The 24,416-nt window shown below is 61.2% G+C and carries 28 protein-coding genes; 13 read left to right on the top strand and 15 right to left on the bottom strand.

The features are described from left to right. Window positions 1-55: 55 nt before the first annotated feature. From Q1A91_RS00945 to Q1A91_RS00925, 5 genes are all read right to left on the bottom strand, one after another. The gene (locus Q1A91_RS00945; protein ID WP_299871487.1) at window positions 56-499 is read right to left on the bottom strand and encodes a MaoC family dehydratase; all 444 of its coding nucleotides are present in this window, start codon (window positions 497-499) and stop codon (window positions 56-58) included. A 90-nt stretch (window positions 500-589) separates the two neighbouring features. Next, window positions 590-1,462: a TIGR01459 family HAD-type hydrolase gene (locus tag Q1A91_RS00940; RefSeq protein ID WP_299871484.1), complete on the bottom strand. Its 873-nt coding sequence runs from the start codon at window positions 1,460-1,462 to the stop codon at window positions 590-592. 63 nt (window positions 1,463-1,525) lie between these two features. Then, the gene (locus tag Q1A91_RS00935; protein ID WP_299871482.1) at window positions 1,526-2,503 is read right to left on the bottom strand and encodes a crotonase/enoyl-CoA hydratase family protein; all 978 of its coding nucleotides are present in this window, start codon (window positions 2,501-2,503) and stop codon (window positions 1,526-1,528) included. Then, on the bottom strand, window positions 2,415-2,627 hold the full coding sequence (locus tag Q1A91_RS00930) for a helix-turn-helix transcriptional regulator (protein WP_299871479.1): 213 nt from the start codon (window positions 2,625-2,627) through the stop codon (window positions 2,415-2,417). Before Q1A91_RS00930 ends, Q1A91_RS00935 begins: the two co-directional genes overlap by 89 nt. Window position 2,628: 1 nt before the next feature. Then, complete coding sequence (locus Q1A91_RS00925; protein ID WP_299871476.1) at window positions 2,629-3,171, bottom strand: hypothetical protein; 543 nt, start codon at window positions 3,169-3,171, stop codon at window positions 2,629-2,631. 100 nt (window positions 3,172-3,271) lie between these two features. On the opposite strand from Q1A91_RS00925, the gene Q1A91_RS00920 reads away from it, so the two are divergent. Beyond that, a complete protein-coding gene (locus Q1A91_RS00920; protein ID WP_299871474.1) occupies window positions 3,272-3,826 on the top strand; it encodes a hypothetical protein in 555 nt (184 codons plus the stop codon). Window positions 3,827-3,849: 23 nt separating this feature from the next. On the opposite strand, the gene Q1A91_RS00915 is transcribed toward Q1A91_RS00920, so the two are convergent. Further along, window positions 3,850-4,770: a manganese-dependent inorganic pyrophosphatase gene (locus Q1A91_RS00915; RefSeq protein ID WP_299871472.1), complete on the bottom strand. Its 921-nt coding sequence runs from the start codon at window positions 4,768-4,770 to the stop codon at window positions 3,850-3,852. Between the two features lie 75 nt (window positions 4,771-4,845). Further along, window positions 4,846-5,199 (bottom strand): MmcQ/YjbR family DNA-binding protein, encoded by a 354-nt coding sequence (locus Q1A91_RS00910; protein ID WP_299871469.1) that lies wholly within the window; start codon window positions 5,197-5,199, stop codon window positions 4,846-4,848. Between the two features lie 52 nt (window positions 5,200-5,251). Between Q1A91_RS00910 and Q1A91_RS00905 the strand changes: the two genes are divergently transcribed. Beyond that, window positions 5,252-5,932, top strand: a complete 681-nt coding sequence (locus tag Q1A91_RS00905; protein WP_299871466.1) for a DUF2161 domain-containing phosphodiesterase — start codon at window positions 5,252-5,254, stop codon at window positions 5,930-5,932. A gap of 86 nt (window positions 5,933-6,018) precedes the next feature. On the opposite strand, the gene Q1A91_RS00900 is transcribed toward Q1A91_RS00905, so the two are convergent. Both Q1A91_RS00900 and Q1A91_RS00895 read right to left on the bottom strand, forming a co-directional pair. Beyond that, on the bottom strand, window positions 6,019-6,999 hold the full coding sequence (locus Q1A91_RS00900; RefSeq protein ID WP_299871464.1) for a TraB/GumN family protein: 981 nt from the start codon (window positions 6,997-6,999) through the stop codon (window positions 6,019-6,021). Between the two features lie 301 nt (window positions 7,000-7,300). Then, window positions 7,301-8,950: a Hint domain-containing protein gene (locus Q1A91_RS00895; RefSeq protein WP_299871462.1), complete on the bottom strand. Its 1,650-nt coding sequence runs from the start codon at window positions 8,948-8,950 to the stop codon at window positions 7,301-7,303. Window positions 8,951-9,203: 253 nt separating this feature from the next. Between Q1A91_RS00895 and groES the strand changes: the two genes are divergently transcribed. From groES to Q1A91_RS00870, 5 genes are all read left to right on the top strand, one after another. Further along, window positions 9,204-9,491, top strand: a complete 288-nt coding sequence (gene groES, locus Q1A91_RS00890) for a co-chaperone GroES (protein WP_299871461.1) — start codon at window positions 9,204-9,206, stop codon at window positions 9,489-9,491. A 77-nt stretch (window positions 9,492-9,568) separates the two neighbouring features. After that, the gene (groL, locus tag Q1A91_RS00885; protein ID WP_299871459.1) at window positions 9,569-11,218 is read left to right on the top strand and encodes a chaperonin GroEL; all 1,650 of its coding nucleotides are present in this window, start codon (window positions 9,569-9,571) and stop codon (window positions 11,216-11,218) included. A 157-nt stretch (window positions 11,219-11,375) separates the two neighbouring features. Next, complete coding sequence (locus Q1A91_RS00880; RefSeq protein ID WP_299871456.1) at window positions 11,376-12,125, top strand: ATP-binding protein; 750 nt, start codon at window positions 11,376-11,378, stop codon at window positions 12,123-12,125. Between the two features lie 170 nt (window positions 12,126-12,295). Further along, window positions 12,296-12,904 carry a response regulator gene (locus tag Q1A91_RS00875; RefSeq protein WP_299871453.1) on the top strand — a complete coding sequence of 203 codons (609 nt, stop codon included), beginning with the start codon at window positions 12,296-12,298 and terminating at the stop codon, window positions 12,902-12,904. Window positions 12,905-12,975: 71 nt separating this feature from the next. Then, window positions 12,976-13,824 carry a DMT family transporter gene (locus Q1A91_RS00870; RefSeq protein WP_299871450.1) on the top strand — a complete coding sequence of 283 codons (849 nt, stop codon included), beginning with the start codon at window positions 12,976-12,978 and terminating at the stop codon, window positions 13,822-13,824. Here the strand turns inward: Q1A91_RS00870 and Q1A91_RS00865 are convergent. Next, window positions 13,790-14,245, bottom strand: a complete 456-nt coding sequence (locus Q1A91_RS00865) for an NUDIX domain-containing protein (RefSeq protein WP_299871447.1) — start codon at window positions 14,243-14,245, stop codon at window positions 13,790-13,792. The two genes, Q1A91_RS00870 and Q1A91_RS00865, sit on opposite strands and share 35 nt — an antisense overlap. A 60-nt stretch (window positions 14,246-14,305) precedes the next feature. Here Q1A91_RS00865 and Q1A91_RS00860 point away from each other — a divergent pair, with 60 nt between their 5' ends. Further along, window positions 14,306-15,097, top strand: coding sequence for an alpha/beta fold hydrolase (locus Q1A91_RS00860; RefSeq protein WP_299873640.1), 792 nt, complete (start codon window positions 14,306-14,308; stop codon window positions 15,095-15,097). A gap of 1 nt (window position 15,098) precedes the next feature. Next, a complete protein-coding gene (locus Q1A91_RS00855) occupies window positions 15,099-16,241 on the top strand; it encodes an alpha-D-ribose 1-methylphosphonate 5-triphosphate diphosphatase (RefSeq protein ID WP_299871444.1) in 1,143 nt (380 codons plus the stop codon). On the opposite strand, the gene Q1A91_RS00850 is transcribed toward Q1A91_RS00855, so the two are convergent. The 3 genes from Q1A91_RS00850 to Q1A91_RS00840 all read right to left on the bottom strand — a co-directional run bounded on the left by Q1A91_RS00850 (window position 16,238) and on the right by Q1A91_RS00840 (window position 18,090). Further along, complete coding sequence (locus Q1A91_RS00850; RefSeq protein ID WP_299871441.1) at window positions 16,238-17,305, bottom strand: 5-(carboxyamino)imidazole ribonucleotide synthase; 1,068 nt, start codon at window positions 17,303-17,305, stop codon at window positions 16,238-16,240. The genes Q1A91_RS00855 and Q1A91_RS00850 overlap by 4 nt on opposite strands. Continuing rightward, window positions 17,298-17,786, bottom strand: a complete 489-nt coding sequence (gene purE / locus Q1A91_RS00845) for a 5-(carboxyamino)imidazole ribonucleotide mutase (protein WP_299871438.1) — start codon at window positions 17,784-17,786, stop codon at window positions 17,298-17,300. Before purE ends, Q1A91_RS00850 begins: the two co-directional genes overlap by 8 nt. Window positions 17,787-17,865: 79 nt before the next feature. After that, complete coding sequence (locus Q1A91_RS00840) at window positions 17,866-18,090, bottom strand: DUF465 domain-containing protein (RefSeq protein ID WP_299871435.1); 225 nt, start codon at window positions 18,088-18,090, stop codon at window positions 17,866-17,868. 213 nt (window positions 18,091-18,303) lie between these two features. Here Q1A91_RS00840 and Q1A91_RS00835 point away from each other — a divergent pair, with 213 nt between their 5' ends. The 4 genes from Q1A91_RS00835 (at window position 18,304) to Q1A91_RS00820 (ending at window position 20,782) form a co-directional block, all read left to right on the top strand. Beyond that, on the top strand, window positions 18,304-18,717 hold the full coding sequence (locus tag Q1A91_RS00835; RefSeq protein WP_299871433.1) for an Hsp20 family protein: 414 nt from the start codon (window positions 18,304-18,306) through the stop codon (window positions 18,715-18,717). Between the two features lie 4 nt (window positions 18,718-18,721). Then, window positions 18,722-18,940 carry a DUF1150 family protein gene (locus Q1A91_RS00830; RefSeq protein ID WP_299871430.1) on the top strand — a complete coding sequence of 73 codons (219 nt, stop codon included), beginning with the start codon at window positions 18,722-18,724 and terminating at the stop codon, window positions 18,938-18,940. A 70-nt stretch (window positions 18,941-19,010) separates the two neighbouring features. Continuing rightward, a complete protein-coding gene (locus Q1A91_RS00825; RefSeq protein WP_299871427.1) occupies window positions 19,011-19,895 on the top strand; it encodes a PhzF family phenazine biosynthesis protein in 885 nt (294 codons plus the stop codon). A gap of 26 nt (window positions 19,896-19,921) precedes the next feature. Continuing rightward, a complete protein-coding gene (locus Q1A91_RS00820) occupies window positions 19,922-20,782 on the top strand; it encodes a glycosyltransferase family 10 (RefSeq protein WP_299871424.1) in 861 nt (286 codons plus the stop codon). A 42-nt stretch (window positions 20,783-20,824) separates the two neighbouring features. Here the strand turns inward: Q1A91_RS00820 and Q1A91_RS00815 are convergent, their stop codons facing one another. Together Q1A91_RS00815 and Q1A91_RS00810 are read right to left on the bottom strand one after the other, a co-directional pair. Continuing rightward, window positions 20,825-22,534, bottom strand: a complete 1,710-nt coding sequence (locus Q1A91_RS00815) for a bifunctional sulfate adenylyltransferase/adenylylsulfate kinase (RefSeq protein ID WP_299871422.1) — start codon at window positions 22,532-22,534, stop codon at window positions 20,825-20,827. A gap of 134 nt (window positions 22,535-22,668) precedes the next feature. Further along, window positions 22,669-24,384 carry an adenylate/guanylate cyclase domain-containing protein gene (locus Q1A91_RS00810; RefSeq protein WP_299871419.1) on the bottom strand — a complete coding sequence of 572 codons (1,716 nt, stop codon included), beginning with the start codon at window positions 24,382-24,384 and terminating at the stop codon, window positions 22,669-22,671. Window positions 24,385-24,416: the final 32 nt, after the last annotated feature.

Below are 24,416 nucleotides of genomic sequence, written 5' to 3'. Positions count from 1 at the left end.
GCCCCCCAGCTTCATCTGGCCTGTAAACTCAAGGACGACAGAAGCGCCGGGCGCCTCAGTCGAATTTGCGCGATGGCGCCAGCACCGTGGCTTCACCAACCAGCACTTTCTTCCCTTCGACAGAGCAATGGCAATCCATCTTCACGATGCGCTTGGCGGGATCGATGTCGGTGACTTTCACTTCGGCATAAACCACATCGCCGGGGCGCACCGGGCGCAGGAACTTCAGCGACTGGCCCAGATAAACGGTGCCATGACCGGGCAGCTGTTCGCCAATCACGGCAGAGATCAGACCGGCCGTCAGCATCCCATGGGCGATACGCCCCTGAAAGATCGTATCCTGCGCATAGTCATCATCCAGATGCACCGGATTGCGGTCGGTGGAGATGGTGGCGAACATTTCGATATCTTCGTCCGTCACTTCCTTGCGGATATAGCGGAACATGCCGATTTCGATGTCTTCGATGACGATTGTGCCACGGGGAAGATTGTCCAACATCATACACCTCTCGGTAATAAAAGTATCACCGGAGCGTCCGGTTTGGAACTTAATTACTTCGCGCGCGCAGAAAATCAAGCGTTAAATGTGTCAGCGCAGGTGACCTATCGTAAAGGTGGGAGAGGACATTTCCTTTTCCAGATAAGTGGTTAGCGCCTCAGGATCCGGTTGTGTGCCAGTTTTTGTTTCTGATGCGGCCAGACCACCAGAGATAAAGAGGGAATCGATGTCTTCCCCGATGGCACCGGCGATGTCGGTCAGAACGCCGTCACCAATGCACAGGATTCGGTCATCCGCGATGCCGCGGCCCAATGCCGTCAGCCTGCGCCGGGCCAGATCATAGATCGGCGGATGGGGTTTGCCGAAATACAGGCTTTCACCGCCCATCTCGGTGTAGAGCTTGGCCAGCGCGCCGGCACACCACTCGCGCACCTCGCCCCGGTCCACGACGATATCGGGGTTCGCGCAGAGCAGTTTCAGCCCCTTCTGCTTGGCATAGAGGAACTGCGGGCGCATGACCTCCGGGTCGGCCATCGGGTCTTGAGGACCAGTACAGACGATGCCTTCGGCCTCTTCCAGCGGAACCGTTTCAATGGTCATCGGGTCTTCGATCAGGTGCAGGGGTTCAAAGAAGCGTTCATCACCCGGATAGCCGATGTGCCAGACCTTTTGCCCCACCGTGCCCAGAAACATCGCGGACCGTGCGGAATCGCCGGAGGTGGCGATAGTATCCCATGCGTCATCCGGCACGCCAAATTGCACCAGTTGTTTCTGCACACCTGCGCGGGGACGGGGGGAGTTGGTGACCAGAACCACCTTGCCGCCCTCGCGGCGATACTGCTGCAACGCTGCAACCGCTTCGGGCAGGGCATGGACGCCGTTGTGCACACAGCCCCACAGATCGACGAACATCGCGTCATATTGGGCAGAAATCTCGGACAGGGATTCGACGATACGGGTCATGGCGGCTCCAAAGCTGTTGCGCTGGCATAGGCCAATTGCGGCGGAGATGAAACCGGGCCCGGCTCAGTCCCGGTTTCCGGGTATCTGCCGGTTGCGCGTCCAGTCGAAGGTGCCCTGATCGCGCTCCTCGACCGCCTGTTTCCACCCCACGTCCTCGGACCGGGCCTTGAAGTTCAACCCTTCGGGAGAATGGCGAGTGATCCCGTCAAACACGGTGGCAAGCCGCTGGGTCTGGTTCAGGGTGACTTCCATGGTCTGGTTGATGACCATCTTGTGCATGGCCAGTTGGTTCACCGGCACGGTCGCCATGCGCGCGGCCAGTGCCTCCACCTCAGCGTCCAACTGATCCGCGGGCACGGATTTCAGCACCAGCCCCTTCTCCGCCGCTTCCGTGCCGGTGATCTTGTCACCCGTGAACATCATCCGCTTGGCGTTTTCCGGCCCCAGCCTGTAGACCCACATCGCCGTCGTGGGGCATCCCCAGACCCGCGCGGGCATGTAGCCGATCTGCGCGTCATCGGCCATCACCACCAGATCACAGCACAGGGCGATGTCCGAACCACCTGCAACCGCAAACCCGTGCACCTTGCAGATCACTGGTTTCATGGCGCGGAACAGCGACATGAAAGCCTGCGTGTTGGCCCACATGAACTGGTAATCCTGCATCGGGTCCCATGGCATGGGTTGGGTGACCCTGTTGTCCGGGTCAGCGGCGTAATGGGCCAGATCGTACCCTGCACAGAACGCCTTGCCCGCGCCCGACAGCACCATCACATGCACGTCCAGATCGGCGTCAGCACGCTCCACCGCTGCCTGCAAGTCGCGCGGCATGTCATCATCAATGGCGTTCATTACCTCTGGCCGGTTCAGCGTCAGCCGGGCAATCCGTCCGTCTTTTTCGTAGGCTACTGTGCTCATGGCATCCTCCTGTTCTGGCAGGGGCCTGCATGGCTCAATCCGCGTCGCTTGCGTATTCCAGCAGTTCCCCCGGCTGACACTCCAACACTTTGCAAATCGCGTCCAGCGTTGAGAACCGCACACCCCGCGCCTTGCCTGACCGCAGGATCGATAGGTTTTGTTCCGAAATCCCGACCTTTGCCGCCAGCTCGCGTGAGGTCATCTTGCGCTGGGCCAGCGCAACGTCGAGCCGCACAATGATCGCCACCTCAGATCACTTCCCGATGGTCCCGCCAAAGGGCGGCCCCCAGCACGAAGGCATGTGAGGTGAAGCTGGCCAGCAGGGCCGCGAAGATGGTCGTGATCTGCCCCGGACCGATAGAAACGGCGAGGGTCCGCTCCCCTTCAGGATAATGCCAGGAGGCGACGACGGTCCCAAGGGCGGCTGCCAACACACCCCAGATGACCACGACCCACAGCAATTGCGCCGTGCGGCGGGCAGCAGCGCCTGCCGCGCTGGCGTCCGCGATCAACAGGGCAGTGAAAATGCGGCGTGTTTGCCAGACGACGGCATACCAGATCCCGATCTGTGTCAGCGTAAGGGCGGTAAGTCCAAAGGCCTGCATGCCGCTTGCGTCGTCTCCGTCCTGACCCACTTGCGCGGCAAGCCATCGTCCGGCCGCGCCGGTCTCAACCAGAGTCCAGACAACCACAACCGCCCCCATCAGGATCAGCAGCGCCAGCACCGCAGTCAGAGCATTGCGCAGAATTTCGGCGGACCGCAGGAAAGACTGTGTTTCAGTTTCGATCATGTTTTTGACCTATACATTAATGTTTAACATTAATAGATAGTCGTAAATCATTTAGAATCGGAATTCAAGTCAGATGATAAAAGCAACCCTTTTGGCTGCGTTGAGCAGCGTTCTTCTGTCCGCTTGCGGCAGTGTCACTCCGGCGGGTCTGATGGCTGCTGCGCGGCTTGATCCGCTGGAAACCCCACCTGCCGCATTGGCGGTGGCTGTCAGCGTCCCGCAGGGTGTGCGCTTGCAGGACGGGGATGCGGTGTTGCGTCTGGCCTTTCAGCCCGAAGATCCCGCACAGGCCGAAGCCGTCGGGATTGAGGTGCCTCTTTCGGTGCGCGCAGATCCATCTGCGCCTGAGGCTACCGTGTCCGATGATCTGGTCTATGTGTTGCAACTGAACGCGCGGGACGCCGCCAGAATGGCCGACGCCCAACGCCAGATCATCGCCCTGCGCGCCGCAGAGGTCGCGGGGCAAGGGAGCCTTGGTATTGAGGTAACAGGCGGTTGTCTGATCTCAACGATGCCCGATACGTTTCCTGTCGCCACATGGCTGCGTCCCAAGCCCGCAGGCGACTGGGTGCCGCTGACCCGTAGAAGCGATTTGCTCAACGTGCTGCCCGCAGCAGAAGCGAACGCGCTGCTTGGACGGCTGGAAAGGTGCTGAACAGGGGCTTGAGCCCTGCGGCCTCAGACCTTGAGGTTTGGAATGATCTGCTTTTTGCGGCTCATGATGCCGGGCAGGACAACCGTGTCGCCGGACACCGATGCGCCAAAGCTCTTCTCGGCCACGCTCTTGGTCAGATCGTTGGGGATCAGCATGGTCGCTTCCTCATTGAGGATATCGACCACGAACAGCAGCACCTGATCGGCGCCATCCTCGGACGCCACGCCGGGCATTGCCGCCATCAGCGCATCCTTGCGGTCCAGCACAGAGGCAGGCGCGGTGGTTTCCAGAACGGAGACGCGGAACTGCTTGCCATCAACGGCGTATTCCTTGCTGTCCATGCGCAGCAACTCCGCTTCGGAAAAGGCGGAGACGTCGGATTTGGCGGCAAACATCTCAGCTGCAAAGGCAGGGATGTCGACGCCAAGATCCTTGGCCAGCGCATGGGCGATGGCCTTGTCTTCCTGTGTGGTTGTGGGGCTGCGGAATTCCAGCGTGTCCGACAGGATACAAGTCAGCATCGCGCCTTTCACCCCTGTGGGCATCTGCGCCATGTCATCGCCGATCATCTTCCACATGATGGTCGCGGTGCAGGCCAGTGGTTCAATCCGGATCTCGATGGGTCCCGCAGTTTCCAGACCGCCGACCAGCTTGTGATGGTCAATAATGCCGGTGATGTTGGCGGCGTTGATGCCGTCGGGCAATTCGGCAGGGTTGTTGGTGTCCACGATCACCACGTCCTGCCCTTCAGCCACGCCATCAATGATCTGCGGCTTGTCCAGTTTCCAGTGATCCAGCATGAACAGCGCTTCGGTGTTGGGCTCACCCAGCAGGGCGGGGGCGGCGTTCACGCCTTTGATCTGGTTGAGATACCAGGCCCAGATGATCGGGCTGCCGGTGCTGTCGGTGTCGGGGGATTTGTGGCCAAAAACAAGGGTTGTCATGGGAGGTTTACCTCAGGAAAGGGGAGTGATTTGCCGCCTTATAGGCGCGTGCCCCGGTGTTGTCACCACCCTGGCTTACAAGCCCAGATCCGCGCGTTTCTTCCTGGTCAATCCGGCCACCACCATGTCGTAGGAGGCTTTGATGTGCGCGCGCAGGCTGTCGTCCGACAGGCCCGGTGTGTCGTAATGCTGTATCCACTTCAGACCGCGCGACGCCATGTAGGGGGCAGGGCGCAAGCCGGGGCTGTCAGAGAGGATTTCGAACGCCATCTCGGACGCCTTGAAGGTCACGGTATTGCCGCTTTCACCCATGCCGATGATGGCAAAGACCTTGCCGCCGACCTTGTAGACATCCGCATTGCCCCACTGGACCACATGGGTGGCCTGCGGTTGGGCAGCGCAAAAGGCGGTCAGTTCGTCACGGGTCATGGGCGGAGCATAGACGGTTGGAAGCGGCGCGCAAATGGGGCAGGTTGGTCCCATGTCCGATAGCCCGCGTGAAACCGACCTCTATCTACCCGTCAAAGGGTTTCTTGAGGATCAGGGCTATGTGGTCAAAGCCGAGATTGGTGCCGCCGATGTGGTGGCCGTGCGCGGGGCAGAGCCGCCCGTTGTGGTGGAGTTGAAGCTGGGCTTTTCGCTGGCGCTGTTTCATCAGTGCATCGCGCGTTTGAAGGTGGTCGATGAGGTCTACATGGCCGTGGCGCGCCAGCCCGGAAAGCGGTTTCACAAGGCGTTGAAGGACAACACCGCGCTGGCGCGGCGGTTGGGGCTGGGGCTGATCACGGTGCGGCTGAAGGATGGTCTGGTCGAGGTCCATTGCGATCCCGGGCCATACAACCCGCGCAAATCCAGGAAACGCGAAACCGCGCTGCTGCGGGAGTTTGCCCGCAGGCAGGGCGACCCCAATGACGGTGGGCAGACGCGGGCGGGGCTGGTCACAGCCTACCGGCAGGACGCGCTCAAGATTGCGGTTTACCTGTTTGAAGTGGGGGCCAGCAAAGGCGCGGATGTCGCGCGGGAGACAGGCGTGCCCGCCGCAACCCGCATGATGCGCGACGATCACTACGGCTGGTTCGAGAAGGTTGAGAAGGGCGTCTACGGCCTGACCCCGGTGGGCGCAGAAGCGGTGAGCGTCAGCGGTCGGGTGCTGGGCACCTAGAGCAACCAACCCAAAACCTGAGGCCCTCAGTTGCGCAGAAAGGCCTCGGATGCGGGTGTGTTCCGGCGCAGCGCGGGTTGGCTGCTCTAAAAGGCCTGCCGTTCCAGCGTGTAGCCTTCCTTGGCAAGCAGGTTGAGAATGCCCTGCGCGCCCCCCAGATGCAGCGCGCCCGCTGCGACGACGATGCTGTCGCCGGGGGTGGCCTCAATGGGGGCGATCCAGGACAGGTTGCGCTGGATGTTGATCAGATCCATGACATCGTCAAAGAGGGCGTCAAATTCAGCGTCCGGCATGTCGAAATGGACGCGGGTGGTCACGCGGGAGGTTTCAAGCGCTGCGATCACCTCCTGATCGAAATACTGCTCCACCAGCGTGAAGCTGGCGTTCTCGGACGCGTCGACCGGCACAACTCCCAGATTGAGCAGGGCGATCTGCTCTTCCAGCGGGTCCTGATTGAACAGGCGGAATACCGTCTCGAAGGGTTCAAGTGAGGATGTCGGGACACCCGCGTTTTCGGCAATCGTCATGATCCGCTGATCCAGCCCATTCTTGCTTTGCGCCATTGATTTCAGGGTGCAGGGCGACATGGAGAGCATCAGGGTCAGATACCAGGGCTGAAACTTTGCCGCCATGAAGGGGGGAATGCCGCGCGCGCGGGCGGCATCGGCCAACCTGGCCCATGCGTCCTCCGGCATCAGTTCGATCAGGGTTGTATCGGTAAGAAAGAGCATTTCCGGCTGCGTGGCCACGGCCTGTTCCAGCGCGGCCTGGCTTTCCGCGTTCGCTTCGACAAGCAGATGATCTGCGGAACGGATGATCGGGGCGAGGGCGGCAGTCATCGGATCAAACCTTGGGTCATCCACATGCAGCGTGCCAATGATATGGAGTGTCCGGGTGCCACGGGTCGCTGTCCAATAGGTGCCTTCGGCGTAGGGAACCCCGTTGAGCCGCTGCGCGATCTCGGCACGTTGTTCGGGAGTCAGAACCGTGCGCAGATCAGTGCCGGTGCAGGCCGCATGCAGGCTTGCGGGCAAGATCAGCAGGAAGAGTATCAAAAACAATCGCATAGGTTCACGCTCCATGGTCCCTTGCGGGTAAGCTAGAGCAGCCGACCCAAAACCTGAAGCACTCAGCCAAACAGAATTTTACCAAGACCAAGCGTCGCGGCGCAGCCTGGGCTGGTTGCCCCTGCAAGACGCGTCGCGCCGGGATTGGGAGAATTCCGTTTGGCCCTTCGGGTTGCGCAGAAAGGCCCCGTCTCCGGGCGGTACCGGCTTGACCGGGCAACCAGCCCGCGCTGCGCCGGAACACACCCGCATCCGGGGCCTTTCTGCGCAACTGCGGGCCTCAGGTTTTGGGTCGGCTGCTCTAGGCGTGCTGCGGGCTGTCCTCAAGGACGGATTGGGAAACAACGGCGCTGCGTGCCTGCGACAGTTGCCCGATGTTGCGGGCAACGTGATCTGTCTGGCGGATGTCACGCCGGGTCAGCAGGGGGCGGCAGCGTGAGGTGTGGTGTGGCATGGCGTTCCGCGCTGTCGCGCTGTCCTTTGGCAAGATGTCCAGCGTTTGATCGTTGTTGAAATAGGTTTCCGCCCAGACCCCTTCGATCAGGACCAGCGCATGCTGATCCAGCACCAGATGGATATAGCGGACCGGATTTGGCCGGTTCTTCTGAATGCGCGCGCCCTTGCACAGTCCGACAAGGTGGGCCGCACGAATAAGGGCCGCGCCATCCAATGTGGCAAACCCGTGCTGGCGTGAGACATGGAGCCGTCGGTTGGGCAAACCGGGGCCGAAGCTGCCCGTTTCGATCACCACCGGCCGCAGGGATGGCTGATGCCGCAGGATATGCGGGGCATAGCTGCGCTGAAGGATGTGCCGGATTGTCTGGGGGCCATGATCGGCTGTGATGACCTGGTCGCCGGGGCGCAGGCGGCCGATGCGTTTAAGGCCGTGATCGGTCAGGATGTTGGTGTCAGGTGTAAAACAGCTTGGCGTAAAGAAGCCCGGATTGCCGTTTTGTGGCGGCGTATACTCGCTGTCCGTGACCAGTTGATTGCGCAGATCGCCTTCGTCGCCGGGTTCGGTGCCGGGCACAAAGTTCAGCGTCAGGGAATCGGTGCTGTTGCCCGAAATGGTCAGCACCCAGGTGGTGGCAGAGGTCTGCGTGGCGATGATGTCAGCTTCGGACGTCGCACCGATGTAGATGAAGTCGTTTTCGCCCTCAAAGTCATAGGCGATGTCGTTGCCCATGCCGGGTTCAAACCGGACCACGTCCCGGTCTGTCTGGGCCAGAGCATTGTCACCGCCGCCGGCCTCGCGGTCCATGAAGTAGAAATCAGCGTCTGCACCGCCATCGAAGTAATCATCACCCGACCCGCCATAAAGGCTGTCAGATCCGGCATCGCCATGGAGCGCGTCGTCCCCTTCATGGCCGGATACCGTGTCATCGCCGTCCCCGCCGTGGAGTGTATCCTGGCCTTCTTCGCCAATGACGGTGTCATTGCCGCTCCCGCCTGAAACACTGTCTCTGTCGGCACCACCATAGAGCCAGTCCTCGCCCGCACCCCCGTCGATGGTGTCGCGCCCGGCCCCGCCGTAAATGTCGTCGTTTCCTGCACCGCCTTCGATGGAATCGTCGCCGTCCCCGCCATAGACGGTGTCCCAATTATCGCCCGCGTCTATGCTGTCATTGCCGCTGCCGGCTACGATGAAATCGTCGCCGGTCCCGCCTCGAATGGTGTCATCCCCGGCATCCCCATAGATGTCGTCATAGCCATCCCCGCCGTCGATGGAGTCGTTGTCATCCTGACCCCTGATCGTGTCGTTGCCCGCGTCGCCGCTGATGCTGTCTGCCCCGGTACCGCCTTCGAGTGTATCGTCTCCAAGGCCGCCGCGAAGGGTATCGTTGCCGTCATTTCCTGTGACGAAATCCTGGCCGTCCCCGGCTGAGATACTGTCATCCGATGTGGATCCCAGTAGCGTGTCGTCCCCTGATGAGCCGTTGACTGTTGCCACGTCAGACCTCTAACAACTGTGCGTTCAGATCACAGGCTTGCCCGTTTTTGCTCAACAGTTGGTGAAGCGAAAGCAATGTAATGCTTCAAATGCCTTGGAATGATTTTTTGCCGACTGCGCTGTTGACAGCCGCGCTGTGCCTGCCTAACTACCGATCGTTATCACTCAACTGCCTTGAGTGCTAATGCCTGATCCGCACACAAAGGCGCGGCAGGCTGGGAGTAATAACTTTGAGCGTTAAGGAGCTACAAAGATGGCATTGAAACCGCTTCACGACCGGGTGCTGGTAAAGCGCACAGAGAGCGAAGAGAAAACCGCTGGCGGGTTGATCATCCCCGATAGCGCAAAGGAAAAGCCTTCCGAGGGCGAAGTTGTCGCTTGCGGTGAAGGCGCGCGCAAAGACAGCGGCGAGCTGATCGAGATGGCTGTCAAGCCAGGCGACAAGATCCTGTTCGGCAAATGGTCCGGCACAGAAGTCACCATCGACGGCGAAGAGATGCTGATGATGAAAGAGAGCGACATCATGGGGATCATTGCCTGATCACGGGGAATGACGGTGCGCAATGAATGCGCGCCCTGCGGATGATGCTTAATCTAACGATATAATGGAGAATGAATATGGCTGCTAAGGACGTCAAATTCGACACAGATGCCCGCAACAAGATGCTCAAGGGTGTGAACATCCTTGCTGACGCGGTGAAAGTCACGCTGGGCCCCAAAGGCCGCAACGTGGTTCTGGACAAATCTTTCGGCGCACCACGCATCACCAAAGACGGTGTTTCCGTGGCCAAAGAGATCGAGCTTGAGGACAAGTTCGAGAACATGGGCGCGCAGATGGTCAAGGAAGTTGCTTCCCGCACCAACGATGAAGCCGGTGACGGTACAACAACCGCAACCGTGCTGGCGCAGGCCATTGTGCGCGAAGGTATGAAGTCCGTCGCCGCTGGCATGAACCCCATGGACCTCAAGCGCGGCATCGACATGGCGACAACAACTGTTGTCGAGGCCATCAAAGCCGCCGCACGTGAAGTGTCCGACAGCGACGAAGTCGCACAGGTTGGCACCATCTCCGCCAACGGTGAGAAGGAAATCGGCCGTCAGATCGCAGACGCGATGCAGAAGGTTGGCAATGAGGGTGTGATCACCGTCGAAGAGAACAAAGGTCTGGAAACAGAGACAGACGTGGTTGAGGGCATGCAGTTCGACCGCGGCTACCTCTCTCCATACTTTGTCACCAACTCCGACAAGATGACTGTTGAGCTGGAAGATGCGATCATCCTGCTGCACGAGAAGAAGCTGTCTTCTTTGCAGCCCATGGTGCCGCTGCTTGAGCAGGTCATCCAGTCCCAGAAGCCTTTGCTGATCATCGCAGAAGACGTCGAAGGCGAAGCACTGGCGACACTCGTCGTGAACAAGCTGCGCGGTGGTCTGAAAATCGCTGCGGTGAAGGCGCCTGGTTTCGGTGATCGTCGCAAGGCGATGCTGCAGGACCTCGCAATCCTCACAGGCGGTCAGGTGATCTCCGAAGATCTGGGCATGAAGCTTGAGTCCGTGACCATGGACATGCTGGGTTCGGCCAAGAAAGTCTCCATCACCAAGGACGAAACCACTGTTGTGGACGGCGCCGGTGAGAAGGCTGAGATCGAAGCGCGCGTCGCTCAGATCCGCAACCAGATCGAAGAGACCACGTCTGACTACGACCGTGAGAAGCTGCAAGAGCGTGTTGCCAAACTGGCAGGCGGTGTTGCTGTGATCCGCGTCGGCGGCATGACCGAAGTCGAAGTGAAAGAGCGTAAAGACCGTGTGGACGATGCCCTGAACGCGACCCGTGCGGCCGTGCAGGAAGGTATCGTTGTAGGCGGCGGTGTTGCTCTGGTGCAGGCGGGCAAGAAGCTCGAAGGCATGGAAGGCGACAACAACGACCAGAGCGTCGGCATCAACATCGTGCGCAAGGCCATCGAAGCGCCGCTGCGTCAGATTGCCGAGAACTCCGGCGTTGACGGCTCCGTCGTTGCAGGCAAAGTCCGCGAGAGCGACGATGTCACGTTCGGCTTCAACGCACAGACTGAAGAGTATGGCGACCTGTTCAAGTTCGGCGTCATCGACCCTGCAAAGGTCGTGCGCACCGCGCTTCAGGATGCGGCCTCCATCGCAGGCCTGCTGATCACCACCGAGGCGATGGTCGCAGACCGTCCCGCCAAGGAAGGTGCCGGCGGCGGCATGGGCGGCGGCATGCCCGACATGGGCGGCATGGGCGGCATGATGTAAGCAGCCGCGCCTTCGCGTTGCTGCGGACATTCTCCGCTTTGAACTCAGGGAAAGGCGCATCTTCGGATGCGCCTTTTTCCATGCGCGGGGGGAGGCGTTAAGGGAAACGAAATCATCTCCATGATAGCCCGATCCCACCTGACAGCAGAGGCCGCCCATGCAGATGAATTCCGCCACACCGACCCTACACGCCGGGCGGGGGGACGTGATGACAAAAGGCGGTGCACAGGACATTGACGATTTTATCTATCTGATCAGCCATGATGTCCGCGCCTCCGTGCGGGCGTTGCTTGAACTGCCGCAGTGGATCGCTGAAGATCTGGAAGAGGCCGGGATCAAGGTGGAGGGGAGCGTTGCGCAATCCATCGACCTGATGAACCGCCATACCGGGCGTCTGGACCGGATGCTGGTTGATTTGCTGACCTATTCCCGCATCGGCCGCATGCAGGAGATATCTCAGATCGAGGTGGCGGAGGCGCTGGCAGAGGTGTGCGAAACCCTTCAACTGCCAGCGGGTTTCAGGCTGACCACAGATCTCGACTGCGGCTCCCTGATGATAGGGGAACGGGATATCCTGACACTGTTGACCGCGCTGCTCAGCAATGCGGTGAAACACCACGACAAGGATCAGGGCCAGATCGTTGTCACGGCCGAAAACCGTGCTGATCTGGTGGTGCTCAGTGTCAGCGATGACGGGCCGGGGATTGATGCAGAGATGCAGCAGCGTGTCTTTGGCGCGATGACCACGCTCAGACCCCGCGATGAGGTTGAGGGAAGTGGCATGGGGCTCGCCATTGTCCGCAAGATTGCAGAGCTTTACGGGGGGGAGGCGCGTGTTGGCCCTTCGGTCTATGGCCGAGGCTGCATGGTTGAAGTCACCCTGAGCCGAAGCGGCATGCAGACATAATGCGCGCGATGCACTGCGGTTTTGTCTGGAATTTTCCACAACTCCCGCAGCGCCGTTAAGAAATAGGCAGCCTTCCTGCGTCACTCCTTGAAGTGTATTTTCAACTCAAAGAGGGTCCTATGCTCCAATCCTCAGATACCATTTCCCAAGCGCCCGTTCCTCTGCCCGATATGGCAAACCTCCGGGTGCTGTTGCTGGATGACAGCAGCTTTGATTGCCAACGTATCCGGCGCCTGACAACAAAAACCGATCTGAGCATCGCGCTCGATGAGGTCAACAGCATTGAAGCGCTGGATCGGGCGGTGGATGAAACCCCATATGACCTGATCCTGATTGATTACCGTCTGCCCGTCGGTGACGGGATGGAGGCGCTGGATCACGTCCTGCGGACCCCCAAGAACCGGGATGCGGCAAAGATCATGATCACCGGTAACGGCGCGGTCGAGACAGAGGTGCAGGCCCTGCGCCGGGGATGCCATGATTTCATCAGCAAAGCCGATCTCGACGCTGACATGTTGCGTACCGCGATGATGAATGCGCTCACATTGGCAGGGCAGCGACATGCGGTGCAGGCCACATGGCAACGCGAAGCCCTGCATGAAGGGCTGGTATCCGCCCTCCAGGACCAGCGGGTAAAGGACAACCTGTCCGCCCTGATCCATCAGCAAGTCGGGCACATGGGGCCTGCGGCCGCGCGCCAGATTGCCGGATTGCCCTCGCATGAGTTCGAACTGTTGATTGCGGGGCTGCATGAAACGGACGATTTCGTGTTCCATTGACGGCAACAACGACAACACAATCGCGTGCCGCCCCCTTGGCCACCCTGCCAAGGGCGGCTAAGCCTTTGCGGGTGAGACTTGTTTTATTGATTGCCATTACCATGGTCGCTTTCGCGGCGAATTCCATTCTGACACGGCTGGCTGTGGATGGAGGGCATATCGACCCGTCAGGCTTTGCGCTGATCCGTGTCTTGGCCGGGGCTGTTGTGCTGAGCATGCTCATCACCGTGCGGGGCGGCAGCCTGCCGCTCTTCAGGCGCGAAAGACTGCCGGGGGCGATCAGCCTGACAGTCTATATGATTGGATTTTCGCTTGCGTATCTGACACTTGATGCCGGATTGGGGGCGCTGATCCTGTTTGGTGTCGTGCAGATCACGATGTTTGCCCATGCCGCGTTGACGGGCGCCGCACCGACAAGGCGACAGATCATCGGCGCGCTTGCGGCCTTTGCGGGTCTCTTGATCGTGCTCTGGCCGGGGGGCGGGGCCGGGACGGATATGCCGGGCGCGGTGTTGATGGTCTGTGCGGGCGTGGGCTGGGCGTCCTACACGATTGCGGGCAAACGGGCGTCTGATCCGCTGGCGGCGACCTCTGCCAATTTCGTGCTCTGCCTGCCGCTGATGGTGATTCTGCTTGTGGGCACCGGGTTGAACTTTGGCGTGGTCGGGATTGCTTTGGGGGTGCTCTGCGGTGGGCTGACGTCCGGTCTGGGATATGCGCTGTGGTATACGGTGCTGCCACGGATCAGCGGTCCGACAGCGGCTGTTGTCCAGCTCAGCGTGCCGGTGTTGGCGTTGATCGCAGGTGCAGTTTTTCTGGGCGAAGCCTTGGGACCGACAATTCTGATTGCGACCGCCTTGGTGGTTGGCGGGATCGGCTGGGCGGTTACCGGACAATCGGCTCAAGCGGGTCATAAATAGAAGACACCACCGGCCCGAAGGCCGCGGCGGTCAGGCTGTCGGGTTTATGCGGGATCTGCGCCAATTCCTCCGCCGTCACCCAGCGCCAGCGGTTCACGATGGCCTCCCGGTCTTGCCACGCGGGGTCAATGGTCGCGGGGCCGTTCAATGTGCAGTGAAAGTAGACATCGACCTGATGGAAGCTGCCATGGGGGTCGTGGAATTCGTTGACCAGACAGGGCGCGCCCACGGCGATGTCCAGCCCGCATTCCTCCCAGACCTCGCGCTTGAGGTTCTCTGGCAGGCTGCTGCCCCGCTCCACACCGCCGCCCGGCGCGCACATCAGCGGTTTGTCGGCGCTGGCATAGGCGTTCACCAGCAAGAGCCGCCCTTCATGTTTGAGGATCGCGCGCACGGCAAGTCGGGGGCAGGGCAGGGTCATCGGCTCACTTTCGCAAACGTGTAGGGGTTGAGCATTTCACGCGCGCGCAAATCAGTCTATCTGATGGGTATGGTGACACGGTATTTTCTTTTGGGTGTTCTGGCGATTCTGACGGCCTGTCAGACAACGCCCGTGGACGCGCGCTGCGTCGTGCTGCTGCACGGGCTGGCGCGGACGGAGAATTCCTTTGCCCTGATGGAAGCTGCATTGGAAGCGGAAGGATACCGCGTGGTACGCCCCGGCTATCCGTCGACCGAAGCACCGGTGCAGGAGCTGATGCGCGAAACCATACCCGATGCGGTTGCCAGCTGCGGCACGGACAAGGTTGATTTTGTCACCCACTCCATGGGGGGCATCCTTGTACGCAGCTGGGTGGCAGAGGTTGGAAACGCGCGCGTAGGGCGGGTGGTGATGCTGGCCCCTCCCAATCAGGGCAGTGAAGTGGTTGATACCTTGGGCTACATCGCGGCGTTTGACTGGATCAACGGGCCCGCCGGGGCGCAGATGGGCACCGGCACCGAAGGGCTGCCGCGGCGCTTGCCGCCTGTGACCTTCCCGGCGGGCATTATCGCAGGGTCGCAATCGCTCAACCCCTATTTCTCGACCATTCTGCCGGGGCAGGATGATGGCAAGGTGTCCGTCGCCTCAACACGGGTGCAGGGGATGACGGATCATCTGGTGCTGCCGGTCACACATACCTTTATGATGAACAACCCAAGGGTCATTGCGCAGACCATGGCGTTCCTGAACCGGGGCAGATTTGAACGCAACATGACCTGGATTGATGGCGTGCTGGACACGCTTCAATGCGAAGACGGGGCCTGCCTTCCCGGCGCGGACGAGGCCGACTGACATGACACCGCTTGATCTGACCGGGGCAGAGGTTCTGCTGCCCGAAGGGCTTCGCCCGGTGACGTTGTCCTTTGACGCGGGCGGTATTGTGGACAAATCTGTGGGCCGTTCCATCGACTTGCGTGGTTTCATGGTCTTGCCGGGCATTGTTGATGCCCATGGCGACGGGTTTGAGCGACATCTGGCGCAACGGCGCGGGGCGATGAAACAGCTTGATGCGGGGCTTGTGGCCTGTGAGGCGGAACTTGCGGCAAACGGCATCACAACGGCCGTACTGGCGCAGTTCATCAGCTGGGAAGGCGGCATGCGCGGCCCGGATTTCGCCGCTCAGGTCTTCAAGGGCGTGCGCGACATCCGCCGCCAGGTGGTGACCGATCTGCGCTGCCAGGTCCGGTTCGAGACGCATCTGCTGGAGCAATATGACACCTTGCCCGCGCAGCTGCGCGATTGGGGCGTGTCCTACCTGGTGTTCAATGATCATCTGCCCCATGACCGGCTGCTTGCGGGCAAGACCCCCCGGCGGCTGGTGGGGCAGGCGCTGAAAGCCGGACGCAGCCCGGAAAAGCATCACGCGATGATACAGGAGTTGCACGAACGCGGCCCGGATGTGCCTGCGGCGCTGGATGCGCTCTGTCCGCTGCTGGCCGCAGATGGCGTGCAGATGGGCAGCCATGATGACCAAACGGCAGAAACCCGTGCGGCATGGCGCGCGCGCGGCGTGCAGATTGCAGAGTTTCCCGAAACGCTGGAGGCCGCAGAAGCGGCGCATCAGGAGGGTGACGGTGTGATCATGGGCGCGCCCAACGTCGTGCGCGGCGGGTCGCACAATGGCAACCTTTCAGCGGTTGATCTGGTGGCTATGGGGTACTGCGATGCGCTGGCCTCGGATTATCACTACCCGTCGCCCCGGCGCGCGGCGTTCATGCTGGCCGACGCGGGGGTGGTATCGCTGGCAAAGGCATGGGCGATGATATCCGCCGGGCCTGCGGCCTTGCTGGGCCTGACGGACCGGGGGGCACTGACCCCCGGCAAACGGGCGGATTTTGTCGTTGTGGACAAGGACAGCAGACGGATCGCGGCGACCTTCTCAGGCGGGCGGGTGTCCTACATGAACGGGGCGGTCGCCGACCGGTTCTGGGCTTAGGGTTTGATCCGGTTGATGTGGCCCATCTTGCGGCCCGGCTTGGTTTCGGCTTTGCCGTAGAGGTGCAGCGCGGTGGATGCCTCCCGCGCCAGATCCGGCACCCGGTCCATGTCATGGCCAATCAGGTTTTCCATCACCACATCCGCGTATCGCGTGCCATCGCCCAAAGGCCATCCCGCCACCGCGCGGATATGTTGTTCAAACTGATCCACTGCACAGCCGTTCTGGGTCCAATGCCCGGAGTTGTGCACCCGTGGCGCGATCTCATTCACGATCAAGCCTTGCGGTGTGACGAAGAGTTCGACCCCCAGAACGCCGACATAATCGAGCGCGTTCAATATCTTGGCGGCCATCAATACGGCATCCGTGCGCTGCGCCGCGCTCAGCCGTGCAGGCACTGTGGTGGTATGCAAAATCCCGTCGCGGTGCACGTTTTCGCCCGGATCATAACAAGCGACATCACCTTCAGGACCCCGTGCAGCGATCACCGACACCTCATGGCTGAACTCAACAAACCCTTCCAGCACAGCCGGCGCGCCGTTCATGTCGGCCAGAGCCGCTGGCGCATCCTCAGCCGTCTGCAACCGGGCCTGCCCTTTGCCGTCATACCCGAACCGCCGGGTCTTGAGGATTGCGGGGGTGCCGATCCGCGCCACGGCAGCATCGAGAGACGCAGCATCCGTGATGTCCGCAAATGGTGCGACGGTCAGGCCCAAGTCTTGCAGAAAGGTCTTCTCAACAAGACGATCCTGCGAGATCCGCAACGCTTCACGCCCCGGACGGATGGGCACCAGCGCCTCGATCAGATCAAGGGCGGCGGTGGGCACGTTTTCGAATTCATAGGTGACCACATCGCAGGCGGTGGCGAAGGCTTTGAGGGCTGCTTCATCCTCGTAGGATGCCGTGGTCACCGCATGGGCCACATCGCCCGCAGGGGGATGGGCACCGGGTTCAAACACATGGGTGCGCAGGCCCAGACGGCTGGCGGCAACCGACAGCATACGCCCCAGCTGACCGCCGCCCAGAATGCCGATGGTGCTGCCTGCGGGCAGCGGGTCAGTCATCGCTCGGCTCCTGCGGGATTGACGCGCTGAGCGCTGCGCGCCATGCGTCGAGACGGGCGGCGAGTGCTGCGTCTTGCAAGGCCAGAATGCCCGCCGCCATCAGGGCGGCATTGGCCGCACCCGCAGCACCAATGGCCATGGTGGCCACCGGAAAGCCCTTGGGCATCTGCACAATTGAATAAAGGGAATCGACACCTGACAGCGCCTTTGTCTGCACCGGTACGCCGATCACCGGCACGCGGGTTTTGGAGGCCATCATGCCGGGCAGATGTGCGGCACCGCCTGCACCTGCAATGATCACCTGAAGGCCCCGGTCCACAGCGGTTTTGCCATATTCCCACAGCCGGTCCGGCGTCCGGTGGGCCGAGACGATCCGCGTCTCATAGGTCAGGTCCAGCTCATCCAGCAACGCAGCTGCTTCGCGCATGGTGGCCCAATCGGATTGGGACCCCATGATAATGCCGATAGGGGGGGTGCTCATGCGGTGTGCCGCCTTCGTCGTGGTCAGAGCGCGCACTATAGCCAAGTGCCGCGCCTTGGCAACGCAGCCCGCGCAATTCTCAGGCGATGATGTCCGGGGTCAGGCGATCTTCGATCTGGGCAATGACGTCTTTCAGCCGCAGCTTGCGCTTTTTCAGCCGCTGCAGGGTCAATTGGTCCCCGGTCGGGCGATCCCCCAGGGCGCTGATCGCCTCATCCAGATCGCGGTGTTCACGCCGAAACACTTCAAGCTCCACCCGCAAAACGTCATCCGTCTTCATGGCAATGTCAGTGGGGGCGTTCATTGATCAGGTGATTCCATCTTGTTTCCGGTTGTCTGTAATATAGGGCGCTCGGGGCCTTCCGCCTAGGACAATGCCAGATAAATCCATACCTTTAGGCGGTGTCTTGGGCGCCCTTGCCCTTGCACACCCCGGCTTGCTTTCCCATATTATGATCAGGTCGCCGTAATCGGGGCCGCATCACACAGTCGCTTGAGATGATAAGGACGTGTCGCAATGACGAAACTGACGCTGGGGTCATACCCGCATATGCTGGGCTTTGAGCAGCTTGAGCGGATGCTGGAACGGACCGCCAAATCCGGCAACGAAGGCTATCCGCCTTTCAATATCGAACAAACCTCTGATTTCAGCTACCGGATCACGCTGGCCGTTGCAGGCTTTGCGGAGCAGGACCTGTCGATCACCGTTGAGGACCGCCAACTGGTCATCCGGGGCAGACAGACAGACGACAGCGAAGGCCGGGTGTTTTTGCACCGTGGCATCGCGGCCCGCCAGTTCCAGCGCAGCTTTGTACTGGCCGATGGCGTGGAGGTGGGCGAGGCGCAGATGGAGAACGGGCTGCTGCACGTGGACCTGACCCGCGCCAAGCCGGAAACAGTTGTACAGACGATTTCGATCAAGAAAGGGTAAGACGATGGAAACTCAAAACGCTCAGGCGGAGGACCGCACGGTCTATGTCAAACCGATCCTTGTCGACGATCTGCCCCGCGAAGTGCGCGCGCAGGCCGAAGGGCTTGATCACCTCTATGCCGTCCATGACGCGCAGGGGCAGCAGTTGGCGCTGGTGGGCAACCGCAAGCTGGCGTTCAGCCTGGCCCGTCAGCACGATTACGCGCCGGTGATGGTGCACTGACACCCCCTCTTGCATCGCAGGTCACAAAAGCCGCAGGTTCCGCCTGCGGCTTTTTCTTTGGGGGAACGGGATGACGTTTGAATTTGACTGGGTGGATGCCTTCACGGATCAGGTGTTCGGTGGCAACGGCTGTGCGGTGGTCCATGGGGGTGCCGTTTTGTCTGACGGCGTGTGTACAGCTTATGTACAGGAAACATCACTGGTCGAATGCACCTTCACCGGCCCGTCAGAGGTCGCGGATTTTCACGTCAAATATTACATCGCCAGCCGGGAAATCCCCTTTGCCGGCCATCCGACCATCGCCACCGTCGTCGCCTTGCGGCATCGCGGTCTGGTGGACGTGGGACCCCTAACGCTAGAGACCGGCGCGGGTATTGTCGCGGTCGATGTGGGCGAGGACAGCGTGACGATGACCCAAGTCGCCCCGCAGTTCGGGCCTGAAGTGCCAGCAGAGATTGTGGCGGCTGTGGGCGGGCTTTCCGCCAGCGACATCATCGGCACGCCGCAGGTCGTGTCGACCGGATTGGCGTTTTGCATCACCGTGCTGCGCGACAAGGCAGCGCTTGCGCGGGTGCAGCTGGATCTGGACGCCATGACCCGCTTTGCCGCCAGCATCGGACAGGACAGCATTGATATGACAGAACCTTTCTGGATCACCCGCGAGGGTGCCACGGCCGCAGGGGATACCTTTGCGCGCCTCGTGCTGGCCCCGCCCAGCCCGCCGGAGGATTACTTCACCGGCTCCGCCACCGGGGCCGCTGCGGCCTATCTATGGTCCAAAGGCCTGATCGACAGCCCCCGGTTCATTGCCGAACAGGGACATGGGCTGGGCCGCCCCGGCCAGGCGCAGGTGGAAGTGCTGGGCCCGCGCGACGCCATCACCGGTGTGCGCGTCGCAGGGCAGGGGCGCGTCGTCATGTCGGGGGATGTTTTCATGCCGGATGGAACCCGTTAGGCAAGGCCAGCCATCAGGAGAGCCCCATGCCCGATCCCGCCATCGCCATACTGCCCTATGGGGGCCGACTTGGGCCCGCATTGGCGCACCAATCGCTGGATGATCTGAACTGGCCTCTGGGCCGTCCTGCGCGTCTTGCAAAGGGCGTTGTCGGCGATCTGACGCGGGCGGATCACCTGATTGTCTACCCCAGGACCAACATGCACTTTCAACTGCGCTGGGGCGTGGCGGCGCAGGTCTCCATGATGGTGGTCGAGCCTGAAATCATCCACCGGCGGCATTTGAGGCTGCTGCGCTGGACCCACCGGCGCTTTTACCGGGTGCTCAGCCACAATGATGCGCTTCTGAAGGCGATCCCGAATGGGATCTTGCATCCCTTTGGCACGACATGGGTGCCGGGACACGCGCGCCTCGATATTTCCAAACAGCATAACATGTCGCTGATTGCCTCCGCCAAGCGGGATACCGAAGGCCATTTGCTGCGCCATGACATGGTCGATCTGGTCAAGGACAAGGCGCTGGATGTGGCGGTTCTGGGGCGCGGCTATGCGCCGTTTGAAGACAAGGCTGACGGGCTGGCCCCGTACCGCTTTTCCGTGGTGATCGAGAACATGCGCGAGCCGAATTACTTCACCGAGAAGATCGTCGATGCAGTTCTGTGCGAAACGGTGCCGATCTACTGGGGATGTCCGAACATCGGTGATTTCTTCGACCCCGGTGCGGTGATCGCCTGTGAGACGGCAGAGGATATGAAAGCGGCAATCCGCGCGGCAAACGCAGGCCTCTATGATGCGATGTTGCCCGCATTGAAGGCGGCTAAAGTGCAAGCCGCGCATTGGGCTGATCTTGAGGGCAGGGCCGCCCGTGCGATCCGCGACACGCTTTAGGATGGGGGAATGCGGCCCGCGGGGCAGGCCGCATAGAACGACCTAGCCTGAGATAAGCCCCATGTTTTCCAGCTTCAACAACACCTGATGCGCGCAGTTGTCGACATCGACATTCTCTGTCTCAACCCGCAACTCAGGGCTTTCTGGAACGTCATAGGGGTCTGAAATCCCTGTGAATTCCTTGATCTTTCCCGCCCGCGCCAACTTGTAAAGCCCCTTGCGGTCGCGGCGCTCACATTCCTCAATGGAGGTGGCGACGTGGATTTCCACAAAGGCCCCGAAGGATTCCACATCCTCGCGCACAGCGCGGCGGGTGGTGGCATAGGGCGCGATGGGCGCGCAGATGGCGATACCGCCGTTCTTGGTAATCTCAGAGGCGACATAGCCGATGCGGCGGATGTTCAGATCGCGGTGCTCTTTGGAGAACCCCAGCTCGGATGACAGGTTCTTGCGCACGATATCGCCGTCCAGCAGCGTCACTGGCCGCCCGCCCATCTCCATCAGCTTGACCATCAGCGCGTTTGCAATGGTGGATTTGCCGGAACCGGAGAAACCGGTAAAAAACACGGTAAAACCCTGCTTGTTGCGCGGTGGACGGGTGCGGCGCAATTCCTTGACGACCTCGGGGAAGGAGAACCATTCAGGGATCTCCAGCCCTTCCTGCAAACGGCGGCGCAGTTCCGTGCCTGAGATGTTGAGGATGTTGACCTTTTCCTTGTCCTTGATCTCATCCATCGGCTCGTATTGGGCGCGGTCCTCGACCCAAACCATATGTTTGAAGTCGACCATCTCGATGCCCATTTCCTCCTGATGGGCGCGGAACAGATCCTGCGCGTCATAGGGGCCATAGAAATCATCCCCGGCGGAATTCTTGCCGGGGCCTGCGTGATCGCGGCCGACGATGAAATGGGTGCAGCCGTGGTTCTTGCGAATGAGCCCGTGCCAGACCGCCTCGCGCGGGCCGGCCATGCGCATGGCAAGGTTCAGCAAGGACATGGTGGTGGTGGCGGCAGGGTATTTGTCCAGCACTGCCTCATAACAGCGCACGCGGGTGAAATGATCCACATCGCCGGGTTTGGTCATGCCGACAACGGGGTGAATGAGCAGGTTCGCTTGCGCTTCACGGGCGGCGCGGAAGGTCAGTTCCTGATGCGCGCGGTGCAGCGGGTTGCGGGTCTGAAACGCAACGATGCGCCGCCAGCCGACTTTGCGGAAGTAGGCGCGCAATTCGTTCGGCGTATCGCGGCGACCACGGAAATCATAATGCACGGGCTGCTGGATGCCGGTGATCGGCCCGCCCAGGTACACCTTACCGGCTTGATTGTGCAGATAATTCACCGCCGGATGGGCGCTGTCGTCCGCGCCAAAGACCATCTCCGCCTCACGCGCCTTGTTCGGTGTATAGCGGTCCGTGACCGTCATCGTGCCAAGGATCACGCCTTCCTGATCGCGCAGGGCGATGTCCTGGCCAAGCTCGATGCTGGCGGCAAATTCCTCTGACACGTCCAGCGTGATCGGCATGGGCCACAGGGTGCCGTCAGCAAGGCGCATGTTCTCTACCACGCCGGTGTAATCTTCCTCGCTCAGGAACCCCTTGAGCGGGTTGAACCCCCCGTTCATCAGCAGTTCCAGATCGCAGATCTGGCGCGGGGTCAGGTCATGGCTGACCAGATCGGCGGCCTCTTCCTTCATCTTCTGCGCGGAATCGTAGGAGACATAGAGTTCGGGGATCGGGGCGAGGTTGTTCAGCATTCTACCACTTTCTTGGGTCGTAAACGGGGGGCGCAGCTGGCCTGCGTCCGGTTGCGCGCGGTATGGCCCTTGATTTGCGCAAAAGTCCAGTGTTTCAGGGTGGAAACACGCTGTTTCAGGTCAATTCATGCCGATCAGACACGTTCTGCGTCTGTCAGAGCCGTCTGAGCCGTTTCGCTGAGCGTGCTGAGCTGCGCATGCAGGGTGCTGGCCTCTTTCACCGGCCAGGCGTGCAGCGGTTCGGTTAACCCCCGCAGTTCAAGGGCGATCATGTCCTCGTCGGCCAGAGTATGGCCCGCAGCGGCAAGCAGCGGGGCAGAGATGAACGCCTGTACCTTGTGCTCCTTGGTCACCCCTTCCAGTCGGGAGGCCGTGTTGACGGTGTCACCGATCAAGGTGCGGGGCGCGTGGTGCGCGGCACCGATTTCACCCAGAACCACGTCGCCCAGATGCGCACCGATGCCAATCGCGACAGGGCTTTGGCCTTCGCTCGCCAGCGTGGTGTTGAATGTCTCAAGCGCTTGGGCCATGCCTTCGATCGCGCGCAGGGCGGCGGTGGCCGAACTGGCCGCATCCGCTGTTTCAAAGACGGCCAGAAAACCATCGCCCAGATATTTGTCCACAGTGCCCCCCTGCGCGGTGATCGACGGGACAATGGCGTCAAAGAACCTGTTCAGCAGGAAAACCACGTCATAGGGCAATAGCCCCGTCGTGCGGGCGGTGAACCCGCGCATGTCCAGAAACAGCAGGGCGAGGACTTTCTCCTCGCCCTGACTGGCGTGGGTGCGATGTCTGCGCCGCCCGTCAGGCTGGAAGACGCGGAAGACGGTGGCGGGCTCCAGCGGCTTGATCTGGCAGGCAAGGCGCGTGTTCGGACCCGCGCCGACCGACGCGAGGCTTCGGGCCTCCTCCGGGCTGGGCGGGTGCAGGTATTCCGCACCTTCCTCAATCACCACCCGGCAGGTGGTGCACCGTCCGCGCCCTCCGCACAGGGCCGCATGAGGCACACCGCGCAAGCGGGACATTTCCAGCAGCGTCAGCCCCTTGGGGGCGGCAATGCGCGACCCGCCGACATAGCTGATGCGCACAGAACGCCGGCGCGCGCGGATGTACTTGACCACATAGGCCAGTGCGACAATGGCCATGATGATCCCAAAGACCCATCGCATTTGCCCGGTGAGTGCGATCAACAGGCCAAAGGTCTCTCCATCGGGAAAGTTGAAGCGCTCAATCAGGCCGGCTTGCTGTTCCGGATCTGCGAAAGCGGCCTTGATCCGGCGCCCTTCCACCAGGAACCCGGTCAGGGCGAAGGCAGGCACCAGTGCTGCACCCGCAATCAGAGCAGGCAGGGATCGCCGCCACCACAGCGTCCCGCGCAGCCAGAAATGCAGGCCCGCGCAGCCATGCACCCAGACCACCAGCAACAGCAGGCTCTGCTTCCAGCCATCGGCGGTGTTGTAGAGCAGCAGCATGATATAGCTGAGCGTGTCGTTGACGTCGTAAATCTCATGCGCCGTGCGCGTGTGGATCAGATGGGCCACCAGCAACACCGGGATGAACAGGCCCAGGGCGATCTGCGTGGCTTCCCAAACCGGCATCCGCAAGGTGCCGCGCCGCGCCAGCTTGACCAGCGCCAGCGCCATATGGATCAGAAAAGCGCCGTAGAGCAGGGTGCTGCCCGCAATGCTGCGGGTGACGACTTGACGCCACAACTGAACGGTATCCATCACCTCAGCCGAGACGAGCCCCAGACCAATGTTCAGGAAATGGGTCAGCGCATAGACAAACAGCACCAGCCCGCTTGCGATGCGCAGTTTTGTGCCCCAGCTGCCTGCCCAAAGGTTGTTCATGCCGCGCCCCCTGACGCAGAACTTTGGGCGGG

The organism is uncultured Sulfitobacter sp., from assembly GCF_947500075.1.
Classification (GTDB): Bacteria; Pseudomonadota; Alphaproteobacteria; order Rhodobacterales; family Rhodobacteraceae; genus Sulfitobacter.
This window is presented reverse-complemented; position numbering and strand designations above follow the sequence as displayed.

Bases quoted from the DNA above. Each gene is read 5' to 3' on its own strand.
- Q1A91_RS00835 (WP_299871433.1), top strand. From the start codon at position 18,304: ATGACGAAACTGACGCTGGGGTCATACCCGCATATGCTGGGCTTTGAG.
- groL (WP_299871459.1), top strand. From the start codon at position 9,569: ATGGCTGCTAAGGACGTCAAATTCGACACAGATGCCCGCAACAAGATG.
- Q1A91_RS00905 (WP_299871466.1), top strand. From the start codon at position 5,252: ATGTCCGATAGCCCGCGTGAAACCGACCTCTATCTACCCGTCAAAGGG.
- Q1A91_RS00830 (WP_299871430.1), top strand. From the start codon at position 18,722: ATGGAAACTCAAAACGCTCAGGCGGAGGACCGCACGGTCTATGTCAAA.
- Q1A91_RS00940 (WP_299871484.1), bottom strand. From the start codon at position 1,462: ATGACCCGTATCGTCGAATCCCTGTCCGAGATTTCTGCCCAATATGAC.
- Q1A91_RS00925 (WP_299871476.1), bottom strand. From the start codon at position 3,171: ATGATCGAAACTGAAACACAGTCTTTCCTGCGGTCCGCCGAAATTCTG.
- Q1A91_RS00810 (WP_299871419.1), bottom strand. From the start codon at position 24,384: ATGAACAACCTTTGGGCAGGCAGCTGGGGCACAAAACTGCGCATCGCA.
- Q1A91_RS00945 (WP_299871487.1), bottom strand. From the start codon at position 499: ATGTTGGACAATCTTCCCCGTGGCACAATCGTCATCGAAGACATCGAA.
- Q1A91_RS00840 (WP_299871435.1), bottom strand. From the start codon at position 18,090: ATGAACGCCCCCACTGACATTGCCATGAAGACGGATGACGTTTTGCGG.
- Q1A91_RS00875 (WP_299871453.1), top strand. From the start codon at position 12,296: ATGGCAAACCTCCGGGTGCTGTTGCTGGATGACAGCAGCTTTGATTGC.
- groES (WP_299871461.1), top strand. From the start codon at position 9,204: ATGGCATTGAAACCGCTTCACGACCGGGTGCTGGTAAAGCGCACAGAG.
- Q1A91_RS00825 (WP_299871427.1), top strand. From the start codon at position 19,011: ATGACGTTTGAATTTGACTGGGTGGATGCCTTCACGGATCAGGTGTTC.
- Q1A91_RS00900 (WP_299871464.1), bottom strand. From the start codon at position 6,999: ATGCGATTGTTTTTGATACTCTTCCTGCTGATCTTGCCCGCAAGCCTG.
- purE (WP_299871438.1), bottom strand. From the start codon at position 17,786: ATGAGCACCCCCCCTATCGGCATTATCATGGGGTCCCAATCCGATTGG.
- Q1A91_RS00915 (WP_299871472.1), bottom strand. From the start codon at position 4,770: ATGACAACCCTTGTTTTTGGCCACAAATCCCCCGACACCGACAGCACC.
- Q1A91_RS00850 (WP_299871441.1), bottom strand. From the start codon at position 17,305: ATGACTGACCCGCTGCCCGCAGGCAGCACCATCGGCATTCTGGGCGGC.
- Q1A91_RS00880 (WP_299871456.1), top strand. From the start codon at position 11,376: ATGCAGATGAATTCCGCCACACCGACCCTACACGCCGGGCGGGGGGAC.
- Q1A91_RS00815 (WP_299871422.1), bottom strand. From the start codon at position 22,534: ATGCTGAACAACCTCGCCCCGATCCCCGAACTCTATGTCTCCTACGAT.
- Q1A91_RS00910 (WP_299871469.1), bottom strand. From the start codon at position 5,199: ATGACCCGTGACGAACTGACCGCCTTTTGCGCTGCCCAACCGCAGGCC.
- Q1A91_RS00865 (WP_299871447.1), bottom strand. From the start codon at position 14,245: ATGACCCTGCCCTGCCCCCGACTTGCCGTGCGCGCGATCCTCAAACAT.
- Q1A91_RS00855 (WP_299871444.1), top strand. From the start codon at position 15,099: ATGACACCGCTTGATCTGACCGGGGCAGAGGTTCTGCTGCCCGAAGGG.
- Q1A91_RS00820 (WP_299871424.1), top strand. From the start codon at position 19,922: ATGCCCGATCCCGCCATCGCCATACTGCCCTATGGGGGCCGACTTGGG.